The organism is Cellulophaga sp. L1A9, from assembly GCF_009797025.1.
Lineage (GTDB): Bacteria > Bacteroidota > Bacteroidia > Flavobacteriales > Flavobacteriaceae > Cellulophaga.
This window is the reverse complement of record NZ_CP047027.1, coordinates 4,981,689-4,998,516: the sequence shown is the minus strand read 5'-3', so window position 1 is coordinate 4,998,516 and position 16,828 is coordinate 4,981,689. Positions and strand designations below refer to the sequence as shown.

Below are 16,828 nucleotides of genomic sequence, written 5' to 3'. Positions count from 1 at the left end.
CTTTATTTATAGGCCATATAGCCACCTTTTAAATCAATAATATCTGTAAAGCCCATTTTTGCAAGCTTATTAGCGGCTTTTCTGCTTCGCATACCAGATTGACAGTAAATATACATTGGAGCTTCTTTATTGAACTTGTTAAAAGCATTTTCAAAAACAGTAGTATTGAAAAAATCAATATTAACAGCTTTCTTTATAGCACCTCTAGAAAATTCATTAGGAGTTCTAACGTCTACTAATTGAATGTTTTTAGTTGCAATAGCAACCTTATAATCTGTAGAATTAATAGTTTTAATACAGTCGGAATTAGTACTTCCGAATAGAAAATTTAAGAATGACATAATTTATATATTTTTTAAAAAAATGGAAGTAGTCACAACCACATCACTACTTCCATTAAAACAACCAACCAATAAACTTTGAGCTACTAAATAGCTCAAATTTATTACTGTAAAATTAAGGGTTGTTTTGCTAAATGGGAGTAACATAGGTTACACAAGCTATAAATTAATTGCTTTGATAAAATTACGGTGTAATTCTATTTTCCCTAGTTCTTCCAATTTTTTTAATAGCCTTGAAATTACAACTCTAGAGCTATGTAAATCGTAAGCTATTTGTTGGTGTGTATTATGTATGGTACTGTCGTTTGTAATTCTGACTTTTTCTTTTAAATATCCCAATAAGCGTTCATCCATATTCTGAAAAGCTATAGAATCAATAGTAGTTAAAAGTTCGGTTAGCCTATTGTGATAACTTTCAAAAACAAAATTTCGCCATGATTTATATTTCGCAGTCCATTCTTCCATTTTTTGTACGGGTACCATAATCAATTTGGTATCTGTTTCAGCAATGGCTCTAATTTCACTAATGGATTGCGATAAACAGCAGCTCAGTGTCATAGAACAGGTTTCTCCTTTTTCTAAATAATAGAGAAGAAGTTCATCTCCGTCTTTATCTTCTCTTAGAATTTTTATGGCTCCAGAAATTAATAAAGGCATACTTTTTATGTATTCTCCAATTTCAATTAATTTAAAGCCTTCTGGTACTTCTTTAAAAGTGCCTACTTGAACAATTTCATCAATTAATTCTCTTTCAAAAATAGTTCCGTAGTTATCAATTAAATCTTTTATCATGTGTATTAGAATTCAGTAAAAAGAATGAATCTCAAATTTAAGAATAATAATGGAGTAGTGTTTAGAATAAAAGTCTCAAAAACAACTTTATGCGCTATTCATTAATTTAAGAATCTTTTTGTCTTTTAGGACTATTAATTTCAATATTTTATTAAATCAATACAATCGGGCCATATTTTTTGCTTAATAGGTAAATATGCATATATTTGGTAAACCAATTTGGTGAACCAATTAAATTAACGATATGAAACATAGTCTGTTATCAATACTATTGCTTGTGGTGGTATTCACTTCTTGTAATCCAAAATCTCAAGAAATTGAGATGGCGAACAATGTGGAAGAATTTAATGAAATGGTTAAAAATTTACAACCAGGAGATTCTATTGTATTGGCAAATGGGGTATGGAAAGATGCAGAACTTGTTTTTGAAGGAAAAGGAACTGAGGAAAAACCAATAACCTTAACGGTAGAAGATAAAGGGAAGGTTATTTTAGAAGGAGCTTCAAATCTTCAGTTAGCGGGGGAGCATTTAATTGTTAGTGGCCTTGTTTTTAAAAACGGTTATACACCTACGAATGCGATTATTTCATTTAGAAAAAATAGAGAAGAAATAGCTAATAATTCTAGATTAACAGAATGTGTTATTGATAATTTTAATAATCCAGAGCGTCAAGTACAGGATTATTGGGTTACTATATATGGAAAAAATAATCGTATAGATCACAATCATATTGTAGGTAAAAAGAATTTAGGGGTTACTATGATTGTTGGATTGGATACAAAAGAAAGTGTACAGAATAATCATAAAATTGATCACAACTATTTTGGTCCTCGTCCAACTTATGGAAACAACGGAGGAGAAACATTACGTATTGGTACCAGTCATACTGCATTAGAAAATTCGAACACGTTGGTAGCATCTAATTATTTTGATAGAACTAATGGTGAACATGAAATTATTTCAAACAAATCTTGTCAAAATACATTTAAATACAATACATTTTTTGAGTGCACAGGAACCTTAACCATGCGTCATGGAAATGAAACATTGGTTGATGGAAATGTATTTATTGGAAACGGGAAACCAAGCACTGGAGGTGTTCGTATTATTAACGAAACACAAACCGTAATTAACAACTACCATATTGGTTTAACGGGTTACCGTTTTAGAGGAGCTTTTGTAATGATGAATGGTGTTCCAAATTCATCACCAAATCGTTATGTGCCTGTAATTAATTCCAAAGCAAACAACAATACATTTATAGATTGTGATCATATCCTATTTGGAGCCGGAAATGATTCTGAAAGAAGTCAAGCCCCAAGAACTTCTGAGTTTTCAGGAAATATCATTTATAATAATAAGAAAAAAGACATCTTTACTATTGATGCTGATATAAGTGGTATTACATTTAAAGATAATCTTTTAGGTGAAAATGGAGAAACGAGTATTTCTAGTGGATTTGAGAATGCAGCTATTACATTAGTAAAAAACGAACAAGGTTTTTTAATTCCTACGTCAGATAAAATTAAGAATAAGGTGACTATCAGTCCAAATGTAGCAACTAAAGAAAATACAGGAACAACTTGGTATTCTAAAGCAGATACAGGTGTTGCTCTAAACTCAGGAAAAACAATAAAAGTAAACGCTGGGATTAATACCTTATACGAGATTGTAAAAGAATCTGAAGCAGGAGATATTATAACATTAGAAGAAGGTGGAACATATTTAATCACGAAAGCGGTTCAAATTAATCACCCATTGACATTTAAAACCTCAGGAACAAAAAAAGCAACCATATTATTTGAACGCATGATGGCTTTTGAAATTCAAAATGGGGGAAGTCTATCTTTGGAAAATATAATTTTTGATGGTACAAAATCTCCAGATTATGCCGGTAATTCAGTAATCAGTACCAGTAAGAATTCCATGCTAGACAATTATAAACTTTTTATTGATAACTGCGAATTTAAAGATATGGTGGTCAATCATTCTTTTGATGTTTTAAGAGTGTCTAAAGGAACCTTTGCAGATACCATTAGTATTCAAAATTCAACATTCAAAAATATTTCTGGACACATTGCTGCGTTAGATAAGGAAACTGATGATATTGGAGCGTATAATGTTGAATATATGCTAATGAAAAACAACACAGTTACAGATTTGGAAGGTGCTGCTCTAAGGCTATACAGAGGTGGAAAAGATGAAAGTACTTTCGGTCCATTTTTAGAAGTAGACCACAATGTGTTTAATAATGTAGGTTTTGGTAAGAAAAATAAATATAATGCCGCGATGTCTCTGTATGGTGTTCAAGTGAATGACATTCAGAATAATAATTTTAATAATACCAATGGTTTAAAAATGCATTTAGTTGTTGGAGAGCCAATTGTAAATGTAGTAAACAATAATTATTATAAGTCAGGTGAAATAGAAGTCACGGGAGACCAAAAATATAATGTAGCAAACCTTTATAATATTGACTCTAAGTTTAAAGAAGGAACTTTTCAATTACCAGAAAACTCCTCCTTACTAGGGAAAGGAACAGACCAAAAAGAAATAGGAATTATTGCCAATAACTAATTATGAAGTTCATACAAAGTATCACAATAAAACTCGTACCCGCGGTATTTCTTATAATGATGTTTTCTTGTAAAGAAGAAGTAACAGTGGTTTCAAAAGAAGAGGACAAGACAACGTCTACACTAGAAGCACATCCTAATTTAATTTTAACAGCGCAAGGGGTTAAAGATATTAGGGCACAATTAGGGAATATTCCAATTTTTGATGCTACTTTAAAAGCTGTTCAGGAGGAGGTAGATGCTGAAATTGTTTTAGGGATAGATACGCCAATTCCTGAAGATTATTCAGGGGGTTATACACATGTTAGGCACAAGAGTAATATGATAATATTGCAAAAAGCCGGTGTTTTATATCAAATTTTGGATGATGAAAAATATGCGAAATACGTAAAAGACATGCTCATGCAATATGAAGCAATGTATAAAACATTACCCTTGCATCCAAAAACTAGATCTTATGCACGAGGAAAACTATTTTGGCAATGTTTAAATGATGCTAATTGGTTGGTTTATGTGAGTCAAGCGTATGATTGTGTCTACAATTATTTATCTGAAGAAGAACGTAATAAACTTGAAACTAATTTATTTAAACCATTTGCAGATCATATTTCTGTAGATAGTCCGCAATTTTACCAAAGAGTTCACAACCATAGTACTTGGGGAAATGCAGCTGTTGGGATGATTGGTTTGGTAATGAACGACCAAGAATTAATTGATCGTGCTTTATACGGAATTAAAGATCTAAAATTAGATACGAAAGAAAAAGATGACGATGGGGGCTTTTTAAATAAAGACGGTAAAGCTGGTTTTTTAGCGAATATAGAAGAGCCTTTCTCTCCAGATGGTTATTATAATGAAGGACCATATTATCAACGCTATGCGATGTATCCTTTTTTAATTTTTGCGGAAGGATTACATAACGTTAGGCCAGAATTAAAAATATTTGAGTATAAAGAAGGAGTGTTATTGAAGTCAATTAATGCACTTCTAAATTTATCGGATGCAGATGGTGATTTTTTTCCGTTAAATGATGGTCAAAAAGGAATGTCTTACTATAATGATGCTTTAGTTACGGCGACAGATATTTCGTATTATTTTGGAACACAAGATCCGGGATTGTTGAGTATCGCTGAAAAACAAAATAAAGTATTATTAGATGATTCGGGCTTGGCAGTTGCACTTGGTATAAAAAATGGATTAGCAAAACCATTCGATAAAAAATCAATTAACTTATCAGATGGACCAGAGGGCACACAAGGTGGAGTTGGTATTTTAAGAAATGAAGATATAGAACTTGTTTTTAAATATGCAGCACAAGGCTCTAGTCACGGTCATTATGATAAGTTATCTTATTCATTATATGAAAATGGGGAAGAAGTGATTCAAGATTATGGTTTAGCACGTTTTGTAAATATCGAACAAAAAGGGGGAGGGAATTACCTAAAGGAAAATAAAACTTGGGCCAAACAAACGATTGCACACAATACTGTGACACAAAATGAAATGTCTCATTTTAATGGAAAATATGAAATAGGAAGTCAAAACCATTCTGTATTGCATTATTTTTCATCAGAAAATGATAATGTTCAAGTAGCTAGCGCAAAAGAAGTAAATGCATATCCGGGAACTGAAATGCTTCGTACGATGGCAATTATTAAAGATCCAGATTTTGAAAAACCATATGTATTAGATATTATGAAGGTAGTTTCTAATAAAGCAAATCAGTATGATTTTCCGTATTACTTTTTAGGACAAGTATTGAATACAAATTTCGAATATAAGGTGCCGGAAACCTTAAAAGCTTTGGGAAGCAAAAATGGGTATCAACATTTATATGTAGAAGGTACAGCGAAATCTGAAAAGGAGAACACTAAATTTTCTTGGTTAAATAAAGGTAAGTTTTATAGTTTAACAACGGTATCAAATGTTAATGACGAAATACTTTTTACAAGAATTGGTGCAAACGATCCAGAATTTAATTTGCGACGCGAAGCTGCTTTAATGTTAAGGCGAAAAAACACTAAAAACACACTTTTTGTTTCTGCCATTGAAGCACACGGAAGTTATAGTCCAGTTACAGAATCTGCAGTTAATTCTAACAGTGCTATTACAGCATTAAAAGTAGTTTTAGATACAGAAAGTTATACTGCAATACAGATAACAGACATCAACGGAAATACAAAATTGTTTATAACAGCAAACACAAACGCTGCGAAAGAAGCAAAGCATAACTTAAAAATTAGCGATCAGGATTATGAGTGGTCAGGTCCTTATTATTTCAAATAAATTAATCATAAAAAATAAAAAATGAGTAGATCTAGTGAAAAATACGTCATTACAAAAGACATGGAATGGGAAGTTCTTGGAGGAGGAGTTTCAAGAAAATTCTTAGGGTATGATAATCAAATCATGATGGTAAGAGTAAAATTTGAAACAGGAGCATTAGGAGCTCCACATCAACATTTTCATACGCAAGCTACCTATTGTGTTTCAGGTAAATTTGAATTTGAAATAGATGGCGTAAAGCAAATTGTAGAAGGCGGAGATGGCGTGTATATTGAGCCTAATTTATTACATAGTGCAGTTTGCTTGGAAGAAGGTGAGTTGATTGACACTTTTAGCCCTGTAAGAGAAGATTTTTTAAGTGGAGACGCCGTATCTTATTTTAGTGATAAGGCATAAGAAAAAATTTCCTAACCAGTACGAGAGAGGATAAAAAAAGTTTTATTTTTTAAAGGCATTTGGTAGTACGTCCTACAGATGGTAATTTGCATTAATAAGGAACCTGAAATGACTTATTTAGTTTAATTCAGACTGTATCCATAATTTTGTTTAAATAAATTTTCAGCGGGTTTAACTTTTTTAAAGTTGGACCCGTTTTTCAAATATAGTTAAGAACAGATTCAGTATCAACCCCCAATTTTTAATTGGAAATATCCACTTTTTAGTAATCTGCATGAATGCCAGCCATACTGATTTTTTAATGGTACCATCAGTTGGGAATGCCATTTTATTTTTGGTGTCTTTCTAATTTTACCATTTATATTTTCAATAAGATTAGTGGTACAAATAATCTTTCTAATATCTAAGGGGAAGTCAAAATATACCCTAAGTTCTCCCGAATTTCTTTGCCAAGATTGAACGGCGTATGGATAATTATTATTCCGTTTTTCAGCAAATCGGTCTAGTTCTGTTTTGGTCATTGCTTTATTGGATGCGTTCTTAATATGTTTCATATTCTCAGTAATTTTTTTTTATTCTTTCAGACCACATAGCGTGTACTATTACGTATTTGATGAACTATACAGATTTGAGTTTCTATTGTTGGAAATACGTTTTTGATTGCTTGATCAAAGCCATTAAGGTTGTCTATGACAGTCCCTGGAATATCTTCTACACCACGAGTTTTCATACCAGTAAGTGCTCCTTGCTAAAATGTAGCAGATTCATTATACTCAATCCACATTCCCTTAAGTTCTTTGTGATCTTTGCGATTAAGATCTACAGCTAGATAAATAGTCTTGTTTACTACTTTTCCAGCTTGTCGTACCTTAATATAATTCCATGCATACCACGCAATACACATTCCTCAGAGGCCTATTCTGCCCATCTACAACGAATTGGTTTATGCAGTCTATATTAATTGAAATAGCCGAAGTAGAGTGTTTAAAAGAATATATATTGTAACTCATCTTCAATATGAGAAACACTCATTCCTTTAGTGTAAAGAGAGATCCCTATGTTTTAAACTGATAAAGAGTTGCTCTTGTGCTTAGAGACTACTACGGGTTTAAGCCCTGCCTATTTTTTTGTTTACACAGTATATTGGACACTAACACAATTCGTGAGGACTTTATGGAGTAATAGACTCGCAAATTATCAATTCACATAATTTTTAAACTAAATAATAATAAATCAGTATTATAGTAAGTTGAATTTTGCGATTATATTTCTTTTTAACAAAGTAATAACATATATTTGGTTATTCAGATTGGTCAACCAATTTGGGTAACCAAATATTTCTTAACTCAAAACTCAATTTATGAACCAAATAAAAAAAAGATGCTATTAGAAAAAAGAATATAAAAAAAGGACAAGCATAGGGCTCGTCCTCTTATTAGAATCACTTCTTGTCGTAGGGAAGTAACTAAAAAACAAATTATTGCTTTACAATAAAATTGCTACTGCAAAAATAGCATTTTTAATATAACTTCTTTATTGAAATTATTGTGATAACGTAAAGCAAATACTATAGGAGATTCTATCCTATTGAAGTAACTCAATAGTACTAACGTAACAAAATCACAAATGAATTTAAAAACTAAACTATTATTAATTGCAATAACATTGCTTAATATTTCGCTCTATGCGCAAGACAGCTACCAGTTGAAGGGAGTTGTTTCTGATGCAAACAATGTTCCTATTCCAGGAGTTAGTGTTGTTATTGATAAGACAACAAGAGGAACTGCCACAGATTTTGACGGTAATTATGAAATAATGAAATAACGGTAAAAAAAGGAGATATAATAAGCTTTTCTTCCATAGGTTATGGGAATAAGAAAGTTACAATATCTAACCAGCGAACTGTAAATATATCTCTGACTGAAGACGCAAGCTTGTTAGACGAAGTTGTTGTGGTGGGGTATGGTACTCAAAAAAAATCTCACCTTACTGGAGCTATTTCTAAAGTGACAAACGAGAATTTAGATCAAATAGCAGTAGCGAGGGTAGATGATGCTCTTGTTGGTCAAGTATCAGGTGTTAATATCCAATCCAGTAATGCTGAAGCAGGAGCAGCTCCTACTATTACTATTAGAGGTGTTGGGTCTATAACTGGAGCTTCAGGCCCAGCCATTGTAGTTGATGGTATAATAGTAGATTCTGGCTTTCTTGGAACTCTAGATATGAATGATGTAGAGTCTTTTGAGGTTTTAAAGGATGCAGCATCTGCTGCGATTTATGGTAGTGAAGCATCCAATGGGGTTCTTCTAATTACTACTAAGTCAGGAAAAGAAGGAAAAACAAAATTTAATTATGACACATTTACAGGGTATAAATCAGCTTTCGGGAGTGATGATTATAGAAGAAGTGCTACCGATTGGGCAGCATTAGAAGAGGCTGAGACTGGTTCCATTTCTAATGGTAATGCTTACGCATTAAAGCTGATAGAGGTAACAGGTATAGATAGAGATTGGCAAGATGTTTTCTTTAATGGAGGCTTCATTACAAGTCAATCTCTTTCTGCAAGAGGTGGTACTAGAGATACCAAGTTTAGTATGGCTTTAAGATATCTTCACGATGAAGGTGTTGTGATAACAGATGATTACAAGGTGTACTCGGCAAAGTTGAAAGTAGATTCTAAATTAACTGATAAACTTAAATTTGGAATTAGTGCTACACCTTCTTATTCAAAACAAAGAAGCTTACCAACCTCTATACATAATCCAATAAGACAATCACCATGGTTACCTATTTATCATACAGCTGAAACACTTCAGTTTATTGATAGAGACGCCTATCCAAATGTTACTGTTGGAGATTATTTTAGAGAAGATCATTTAGATGAATTAGATGTAAATGGTGATGGTTCTAGTACAACACCTCGTACTTCAGGAGATCAAAACCCTTATGCGCAATATGTTGAAAGAGAGCATTATGAGTTTAAAACTAAAATATTAGGTTCTACGTATTTAACTTATGAAATTTTAGATGGGTTAACAGCAAAAACAAGTCTTGGTGTTACTTTAGAAGATGAGAAAAGAACAAGATGGAATGGTACAGAGTATCATCATTCAAATCCAGCAGATTATGAGTTAAGAAATAGATATAAAACTAGATTGATTTCAGATAATACTTTATCTTATAATAAAGAAATTGGTAATCATGAAATTGGTGTATTAGCAGGTGCAACATTTCAAAAGAGAAATGATGAAATTAGCACTGTTAATGGATCAGGATATTCTAATGATTTGCTTAAAAATTTACAAGGAGCAACAACTATTACTAAGCCAGCAGATGGCGAAATTAATCTTAACATTAGAAAGATCGGTTATTTTGCTAGAGTTACTTATGCTTATGCAAATAAGTACTTATTTAATGCCTCTATTAGACGAGATGGTAGTTCGGTTTTTGGTATAGATTCTAAGTGGGGTAATTTCCCTGCAGTATCTGTTGGTTGGAATGCCTCTAGAGAAAGTTTTTTACAAAACAGCGACTTTTTAAGTAATCTAAAGTTTAGAGCTAGTTATGGTCTTACAGGTTCAGAAAACTTTAACGTAGGAGACGGTTTAACTAATACCTGGCCTTACTTAGCACTATTACAGAGTGCCAATGCAATTACTGATGATGGAGAGGTTACTGCAGGATTTTCTCCAAGAAATATTGCCAATGCATTATTACAATGGGAAGCTTCAGAGCAATTTAATCCTGGTGTAGATTTTGGATTTTTTGGTAACAGAATAACAGGTTCATTAGACTACTATGTAAAAACTAGTGAAGACTTATTATTAAACCAAGATGTTTCTTATGTTACTGGATTTAATGCAGGAATTGTAAATAAAGGAAAAGTACAAAATAGTGGTTGGGAGCTTGAATTGAGAAGCAAAAACGTGTCTACAGAGAAGTTTTCTTGGAACTCAACCATTATAGCATCGACCAACAAAAACGAATTACTTGATTTTGGTAACGATAATGGAAACCTAGGAGTTGATGGTTTTGATAGAAATACCCAATGGATAAACTTAGTAGGCAATCCAATATCTTCTTTTTATGGTTACGTTGCAGATACAGAAATAACAACAGAATACTGGGATACGCCATATAATAGAATTAATGGACAAGCTGAGGATATTATTGTTAAAGATTTAAATGGAGATGGTATAATTACAGATGATGATAAGACCATTTTAGGAGATCCTTATCCAGATATCGTTTGGAGTTTTACCAACGAATTTAAATTTGGGAATCTAGATTTTTCTTTCATGTTACAAGGAAGCCAAGGAGGGCAAATAAGAAACGTAGGTGATCAATATTTCTACCACTTTAGCGGAGCCACTTTAGATGGTGCTCCAGAAACATTAGTAGCTAATGGAACTATTCCAGATGTATCATTCCTTCAAGCAAAGATTTTTACAGACGATATTGTTCAAAGCTCAGGATATTTTTCATTACGTAATGTAAATATTGGTTATAACTTACCAGATGATTTTACATCAGAATTAGGTATATCATCCTTACGATTATACGTGTCAGGACAGAATTTAATATATATTACTTCTGATGATTACCATGGCTTCAATCCAGAATATATAGATTCTAACAATACAGCTATAACTTATGGTTCTCAAAGAGCAGGTACGCCTTTGTATAGTACTTACTCAGTTGGTTTAAACCTTAATTTTTAATAAAAAAGAAGTAATCATGAAATATTTAAAAAATATAAAATATTCAATTGTTGCATTAACAGGAGTGATGCTTATTTCTTGTGATGCAGATGAGTTTTTAAATCCATTGCCTGATACAGCTATTGCTGCCGATGGATTTTTTCAATCAGACGATGATGTGTTGGCTGGAATTATTGGTGTCTATGATGCCATACAGGGGGTAAATGAAAATACAGAATCGAATAACTCAGATTTTAATAGAGGAGTTCAGTTTGAGTATCTTTTAACCGAGCATCGCTCAGATAATACAAGAAGTGCTACATTAGAAGGCTCAAGAGCTGATTTTCACAGATATGTAACAGATGCAAATAACATACAATCAGAAGATTATTATCAATCTATGTATGAAATTGTTTTCAGAGCTAATAGTATCTTAAGTTATGTAGATGCTGCTGATGCAGCAAACATTGCCAAATATACAGCTGAAGCTAAATTTTTAAGAGCGTATGCTTATTTTAATTTAATTAGATTGTATGGGAGCGATAATGATGCTATAGGTGGTGTACCATTGGTAACTGCTGTAGCAGAATCAGATGAAGACGAACTGCTTTTTACAAGAGCTACTAAATCAGTGGTTTACGAGCAAATTGTTGCAGATTTACAGGAGGCTGTCGCTAAATTAGATAATAGTTATAAAGCTAGAGCTTCAAAAGCAGCAGCACAAGGGTTGTTGGCAAAAGTGTATTTATCGCAACCAACACCTAACTATAGTGGAGCAAAAGATTTATGTGAAGATATTATAGCAGGCGGGTCTTTTAGTTTACAAGATAATTTTAGTGATATATTTTATAATGAAATGAATAGCGAAGTTATGTTTGTTATTCGATATGAGTTTGCAAATCCAAATGAAAGTCAAGGTTTTTCTTCTGAGTTTACGTCTTTTAATAATCAAGGGAGACAAGATGGATTAAATATTGTTAATCCTAATTTGGTAGCTGCTTTTAATGCAAATGGAGGAACTAGAACATCGGCTTCGTATGTTGCACTTGGTGATGACGCAGACTTAATTGATCCTATAACAGCGCTACCTATACCACAGATTGCAGAAGTAGCAAAATTTTTACCAGATGGAACGGATTTATCCAATACTGACGCACCAACTTATGGCACAAATGCTCGTCTTGCAGGTAATGATTGGATTGTATTACGTTATGCTGATGTATTATTGATGCATGTAGAAGCAATTATGGCAGGTACTGGTTTTGCTAATACTTCAGCTGCATTAAGTTCATTCAATGCTGTTAGAAATCGCGCAGGTTTAGCTAATGATGTTGATGGAGTAATAACTCAAGATGAATTGTTATTAGAACGAAGAGTAGAATTAGCTTTTGAAAATCAACGTTTTTTCGATTTGTTAAGATTTGGAGTTGCTGATGCTGTATTAGAAGCTCATTCTGCGGATACTGATGTTGATGATATATCAGTGTATCCTAGCTATAATGCTAGAGCATTACTTTTACCAATTCCATCAAGAGAAATTAATTTAAGTAAAGGGCTTTTAAATCAAAATCCTGGTTATTAAAAATATAAAAATATAAAACATGAAACATAAATTAAATACTTTAAAAAATGCTATAAGCTTAGTTTTAGGTGTATTAGCGATGATTTTCGTGGTAAGCTGTGAAGAAGCTTTTGAGTTTGATTTGCCAGATACTGGTTCTATAGCAGATCTTACCCTGCCAGAGGCAAACTTTAGTTACATTCCAAACCCAGAGAATTTTAGAATAGTGAGCTTCACTAATGAATCCAGTGAATCTACAAATTATGTATGGGATTTTGGCGAAGGCGTAATATGTGATGGTGTAGATGGTGTTTGTAGTACTGAATCTACTACAACCGATAAGGATGTCGCGTTTGTGAGATTTAATGCTGGTGAAGGTGATTATGAAGTGACACTAACAGCGCTTGATGCAAATGAAGCATCTGGCGTTTTAACGCAAATAGTAGAAGTAAGAGATGTGTTTGTAGCAATTAATCCAACGGTTGAAAATGGAGATTTTGAAAACAAAACTTTTGATACGGATTGGGGGCAGATTGGTACTACTGGTTTTAGTTCTACCACGCCTAATACGTCTTCTGATGGATCTTGGTTAGATTCTGATGGGGTTGATACTGGTGCTAAAACTGGTGGTATGAAATTTTCAGCTTCTGCTTCAAACCTTGATAACCCAGGAAGTAGAAGATTTGCATACCAACCAATAAAAGTATCTGAAACAACAGCTGATCGTACAGTTAAGTATATCGTTGAGTTTGAGTATTCATTTAAATCTGCTGCTACACCAGGGAGTAGTATTACTTTACAAATATTAGATGGTTATTTTGATGAGGTTTCTGATGCTTTAGCTAGCACGCCTTTAACGGAAGAAATAAATGATGAGATCTTAGGTAACACTGTTTTTACTACGGTTAAAAAGGAATTCACATCTAATGCTAGTGGAGAGGTTGCTATATTGTTTTTTGCTTCTACAGATCAGGACGCATATATAGACAACGTTAAAGTATATCCAAAACCATAAAAAAAACATTAATAAATATACAAAGATTATGAATTTATTAAAAAAAGGAATATTCGCTTTACTAATAACAGGTGCTATAGTCTCATGTGAAGATGATGATACTATCGTTGATCCTATAGAAAGTACATCAGGTACAGGTCTTACTGAAATTACATTTCCAGAAATCCCTACATCTTCGGTTAGTGCTAGTGGAGACGGAACGATAATTACTATAAGACCCCAAGGTCTAGGAATTGATTCTTATGTAGTAGATTTTGGAGATCTAAATAGTACATCCGATATAGTAACGATTATTGAAGATGCAGGTACAGCTTCTTACGATTATCCTAATGATATTGCAGAAGGAACGTATACAATTACGGTAACGGCAAAATCTGATGAAGGTTTTCCGGATGTTGTTCAAACAATTAATGTAACAATCGTACCCGGAATTACTGCGGTATTATCAGCGCCAGATTCGCCAATCATCCTTGATGAAAATGTATATGCTATTTTTAGTGATGGTATTGAAAGTGATGGTGCTTTTATTCCTTATACAAACACCATATCAGGTTCTGATTTTGAAGATGGTGATGCAGAGTATAATGAAGTAGAGGTTGGAGATATTAAAAATAAAGTAACTCAGTATTCTAAGCTTCATGGTACTGTTGCCGCATCTATTAGTTTTAATCCTGCTATTGTTATTGCAGATGTTTTTGGAACAGGTGCTTCTGCGGATTATATTCACTTAGATCTTCATTCTGTTCATGATATAGGTGTTGATAAAGTAAAAATAACATTGGGAGGTAAAACTTTTGAACAAACTTTAATAAATGACGTTTGGACAGGTTTAGATATTGATTTTGCTTCTGAAGGAATTACTCAAGTAGACGAGATAACATTGGAATTAGGGACAAGCGGTACTGCCAGTAATGAGGCAACTCTTAACGTAGATAATATTTATCTTTATAGAGAACCACTTTCAGTTCCTGAGTTTACTTTTGATGAAGTGGCTAGCGATTATGATGTTACTTTTGCAAATGCTTCTGAACTTGCAACTAGTTATAGTTGGGATTTTGGAGATGGTATAGGTAGTTCAACTGAAGAAAACCCTACATACAGTTATAACGATGATGGTTTGGAAATGGCATATATGGTTACATTAACAACTACAAATTTTCTTAATAAAACAACTTTTATTACAAAAGAAGTTACAGTTGGTGGAGCAAGTGGCCCTATTAATCCAGAAATTATTCATGGCGATTTTAATTTAGATGATTCTGCTATGTCTGATGCTTGGAAAATAGCTAATACAACGGGAAATTCAAATCCTTTTGGACGTAGTTCTGACGGATCTTGTGCAGAATATGATGGTACAGATGATGGAAGTAAAACAAGAGGAGCAAAGTGGTCATCTAGCCAAAGTGCTAATACTGATGGTACAGCTGTGGCTGGTGATACTAGATACGCATACCAAGCAATTACATTAAGTCCAAATACAGATTACATTTTTGAGTACGAATATGCTATAGTAACGGGAGGAGCTGAAACTAACAGTGTAGTGGCATCAATCTTAAATGGTCATTATAGTGATAGTGCTGAAGCTGTTGCTAGTAATGCTTTGGTAGCGCATGTTGGGACTGAGTCTAAAGGAAAGTTTGCTGACAATTCTTGTACAGGTGGCACAACAATGAAACTTCAGTTTAGATCTAATTCTGTAGGTGAAGTAGCTATATTTATTTATGCAGTAACAGATAAAGATGCTTATGTAGATAATGTTAAGGTTTACCCAGCACCCTAACTAATATAATTCAATGATAAACTTCCGAAAAAACATATTATTCTTTTTAACAATAGTAATTTTTACTTCTGTTAGCGCTATTTGTCAGGAAAAGACAAATAGCGTAGCAGAATCGGATTCTAAAATTGAAAAGAAAAAGAAGAAAAAGAAGAAAAAAGTTAAACTTCCTAATATAGATTTAAGCCATTGGAAAGTAACACTGCCTTCTTTAAATGATGAAGGAAAGCCTTACGAGATAAGCCCGCCAGAGATTAATAATTTTGCAGGTATAGAGGAGGCAAAGCCTTATATGTATATAGATTCTGTTAAAGGAGCGATAGTTTTTCACGCTATGCCAACGGACTCTAAAACAGCAAACACTAAGTATACTAGATCCGAACTTAGAGAACAAATGGTGCCAGGTGATAATAATACCAACTGGACCTTTGAGCAAGGTGGGAGAATGAAAGGTAAACTTGCTATAGAAGAGGTTACGAAAGATGCTGATGGAAAATATCATAGAGTTATTATAATGCAAATTCATGGTAGATTAACTAATGAACAGAAAGAATTAATAGGAGCAAAAGATAACAATGCTCCTCCTATATTAAAAATATATTGGGATAAAGGGAAGATTAGAGTAAAGACGAAAGTTTTAAAAAATAAAGCAGTCAATAATACGGCTATTTTATATGATGAAGCTTGGGATGATGACGAAGGATACAATTTCCCAACAGAAGTAGGTTTTAGAAAATTTACACTTGAAGTGAAAGTTGAAAAAGGTAAAATGGTAATTATTTTAAATAATTCAGAATATGCCGTTTATGAAGGTGTTGATATAAATAGGTGGAATGTTTTTGAAAACTATTTCAAAGCTGGGAACTATTTTCAAAGTAAAGATGAAGATTCTTTCGCTAAGGTGAAGTATTATGAATTAGAAGTTTCCCATTAAACATCTTCTAGTAATGTTAGTTCTGAAAAATCACTTGTTTTTTACTTAAACAAGTGATTTTTTTTGTTTGTATCCTCCAAAAAAGGATTTAATATAATGCGTTTACAAACTATTAATATTTTTTTTGAAAGAATTCAATTATTCTAATTTTTAAATAAGTAAAAAAAAATAAAGATTTTAAAATAAATAATATTTTAAAGCAGCTTGTATAACCATTTTTTTATTGCTTTTATTTTCTTCAGTTATAATTAGTATAATAGCTCTTATATTATAAGGGATCATAACTCAATTAGGGGTGTTTCAATATTCCAAATTAGGAAAATACATAACTTAAAATTATGACATATTTATTTTTGTGTCATAAAATCTAGAGAATTATTTTTTTTTAACATAGCAATAACATATATTTGGTTATCTAGATTGGTAAACCAATTTGGGTAACCAATAAT

Annotated in this window: 12 protein-coding genes and 1 pseudogene; 9 read left to right on the top strand and 4 right to left on the bottom strand. The window is 32.6% G+C overall.

Annotated elements, in window-relative coordinates:
* Positions 1–2 precede the first annotated feature (2 nt).
* Positions 3–341 carry a rhodanese-like domain-containing protein gene (locus tag GQR94_RS22030; RefSeq protein ID WP_158979281.1) on the bottom strand — a complete coding sequence of 113 codons (339 nt, stop codon included), beginning with the start codon at positions 339–341 and terminating at the stop codon, positions 3–5.
* A 159-nt stretch (positions 342–500) separates the two neighbouring features.
* Positions 501–1,133, bottom strand: coding sequence for a Crp/Fnr family transcriptional regulator (locus GQR94_RS22025; protein WP_158979279.1), 633 nt, complete (start codon positions 1,131–1,133; stop codon positions 501–503).
* 244 nt (positions 1,134–1,377) lie between these two features.
* Here GQR94_RS22025 and GQR94_RS22020 point away from each other — a divergent pair, with 244 nt between their 5' ends.
* The 3 genes from GQR94_RS22020 to GQR94_RS22010 are packed head-to-tail and all read left to right on the top strand — an operon-like array spanning position 1,378 to position 6,392.
* A complete protein-coding gene (locus tag GQR94_RS22020; protein ID WP_158979276.1) occupies positions 1,378–3,711 on the top strand; it encodes a chondroitinase-B domain-containing protein in 2,334 nt (777 codons plus the stop codon).
* 2 nt (positions 3,712–3,713) lie between these two features.
* Complete coding sequence (locus GQR94_RS22015; protein WP_158979274.1) at positions 3,714–5,996, top strand: alginate lyase family protein; 2,283 nt, start codon at positions 3,714–3,716, stop codon at positions 5,994–5,996.
* A 21-nt stretch (positions 5,997–6,017) separates the two neighbouring features.
* Positions 6,018–6,392, top strand: a complete 375-nt coding sequence (locus GQR94_RS22010; RefSeq protein ID WP_024481290.1) for a cupin domain-containing protein — start codon at positions 6,018–6,020, stop codon at positions 6,390–6,392.
* Between the two features lie 227 nt (positions 6,393–6,619).
* Here the strand turns inward: GQR94_RS22010 and GQR94_RS22865 are convergent, their stop codons facing one another.
* Positions 6,620–6,946 carry a transposase gene (locus tag GQR94_RS22865; protein ID WP_158979272.1) on the bottom strand — a complete coding sequence of 109 codons (327 nt, stop codon included), beginning with the start codon at positions 6,944–6,946 and terminating at the stop codon, positions 6,620–6,622.
* 26 nt (positions 6,947–6,972) lie between these two features.
* Positions 6,973–7,296 (bottom strand): annotated as a pseudogene (locus GQR94_RS23015) (transposase).
* Positions 7,297–8,018: 722 nt separating this feature from the next.
* Here GQR94_RS23015 and GQR94_RS22795 point away from each other — a divergent pair.
* Genes GQR94_RS22795 through GQR94_RS21970 form a run of 6 tightly spaced genes read left to right on the top strand, consistent with a single transcriptional unit; the run spans position 8,019 to position 16,379 of the window.
* Positions 8,019–8,216, top strand: a complete 198-nt coding sequence (locus tag GQR94_RS22795; RefSeq protein WP_233268550.1) for a carboxypeptidase-like regulatory domain-containing protein — start codon at positions 8,019–8,021, stop codon at positions 8,214–8,216.
* Complete coding sequence (locus tag GQR94_RS21990) at positions 8,213–11,113, top strand: SusC/RagA family TonB-linked outer membrane protein (RefSeq protein WP_370458302.1); 2,901 nt, start codon at positions 8,213–8,215, stop codon at positions 11,111–11,113. The genes GQR94_RS22795 and GQR94_RS21990 overlap by 4 nt, the downstream gene beginning before the upstream one ends.
* Before the next feature lie 16 nt (positions 11,114–11,129).
* On the top strand, positions 11,130–12,674 hold the full coding sequence (locus tag GQR94_RS21985) for a RagB/SusD family nutrient uptake outer membrane protein (RefSeq protein ID WP_158979266.1): 1,545 nt from the start codon (positions 11,130–11,132) through the stop codon (positions 12,672–12,674).
* Between the two features lie 19 nt (positions 12,675–12,693).
* A complete protein-coding gene (locus GQR94_RS21980) occupies positions 12,694–13,668 on the top strand; it encodes a hypothetical protein (protein WP_158979264.1) in 975 nt (324 codons plus the stop codon).
* A 28-nt stretch (positions 13,669–13,696) separates the two neighbouring features.
* Positions 13,697–15,448: a PKD domain-containing protein gene (locus GQR94_RS21975; RefSeq protein ID WP_158979262.1), complete on the top strand. Its 1,752-nt coding sequence runs from the start codon at positions 13,697–13,699 to the stop codon at positions 15,446–15,448.
* Positions 15,449–15,461: 13 nt separating this feature from the next.
* Positions 15,462–16,379 carry a polysaccharide lyase family 7 protein gene (locus tag GQR94_RS21970; protein ID WP_158979260.1) on the top strand — a complete coding sequence of 306 codons (918 nt, stop codon included), beginning with the start codon at positions 15,462–15,464 and terminating at the stop codon, positions 16,377–16,379.
* Positions 16,380–16,828 lie beyond the last annotated feature (449 nt).

Bases quoted from the DNA above. Each gene is read 5' to 3' on its own strand.
- GQR94_RS22015 (WP_158979274.1), top strand. From the start codon at position 3,714: ATGAAGTTCATACAAAGTATCACAATAAAACTCGTACCCGCGGTATTT.
- GQR94_RS21975 (WP_158979262.1), top strand. From the start codon at position 13,697: ATGAATTTATTAAAAAAAGGAATATTCGCTTTACTAATAACAGGTGCT.
- GQR94_RS22030 (WP_158979281.1), bottom strand. From the start codon at position 341: ATGTCATTCTTAAATTTTCTATTCGGAAGTACTAATTCCGACTGTATT.
- GQR94_RS21970 (WP_158979260.1), top strand. From the start codon at position 15,462: ATGATAAACTTCCGAAAAAACATATTATTCTTTTTAACAATAGTAATT.
- GQR94_RS22010 (WP_024481290.1), top strand. From the start codon at position 6,018: ATGAGTAGATCTAGTGAAAAATACGTCATTACAAAAGACATGGAATGG.
- GQR94_RS22025 (WP_158979279.1), bottom strand. From the start codon at position 1,133: ATGATAAAAGATTTAATTGATAACTACGGAACTATTTTTGAAAGAGAA.
- GQR94_RS22865 (WP_158979272.1), bottom strand. From the start codon at position 6,946: ATGAAACATATTAAGAACGCATCCAATAAAGCAATGACCAAAACAGAA.
- GQR94_RS22020 (WP_158979276.1), top strand. From the start codon at position 1,378: ATGAAACATAGTCTGTTATCAATACTATTGCTTGTGGTGGTATTCACT.
- GQR94_RS22795 (WP_233268550.1), top strand. From the start codon at position 8,019: ATGAATTTAAAAACTAAACTATTATTAATTGCAATAACATTGCTTAAT.
- GQR94_RS21985 (WP_158979266.1), top strand. From the start codon at position 11,130: ATGAAATATTTAAAAAATATAAAATATTCAATTGTTGCATTAACAGGA.
- GQR94_RS21980 (WP_158979264.1), top strand. From the start codon at position 12,694: ATGAAACATAAATTAAATACTTTAAAAAATGCTATAAGCTTAGTTTTA.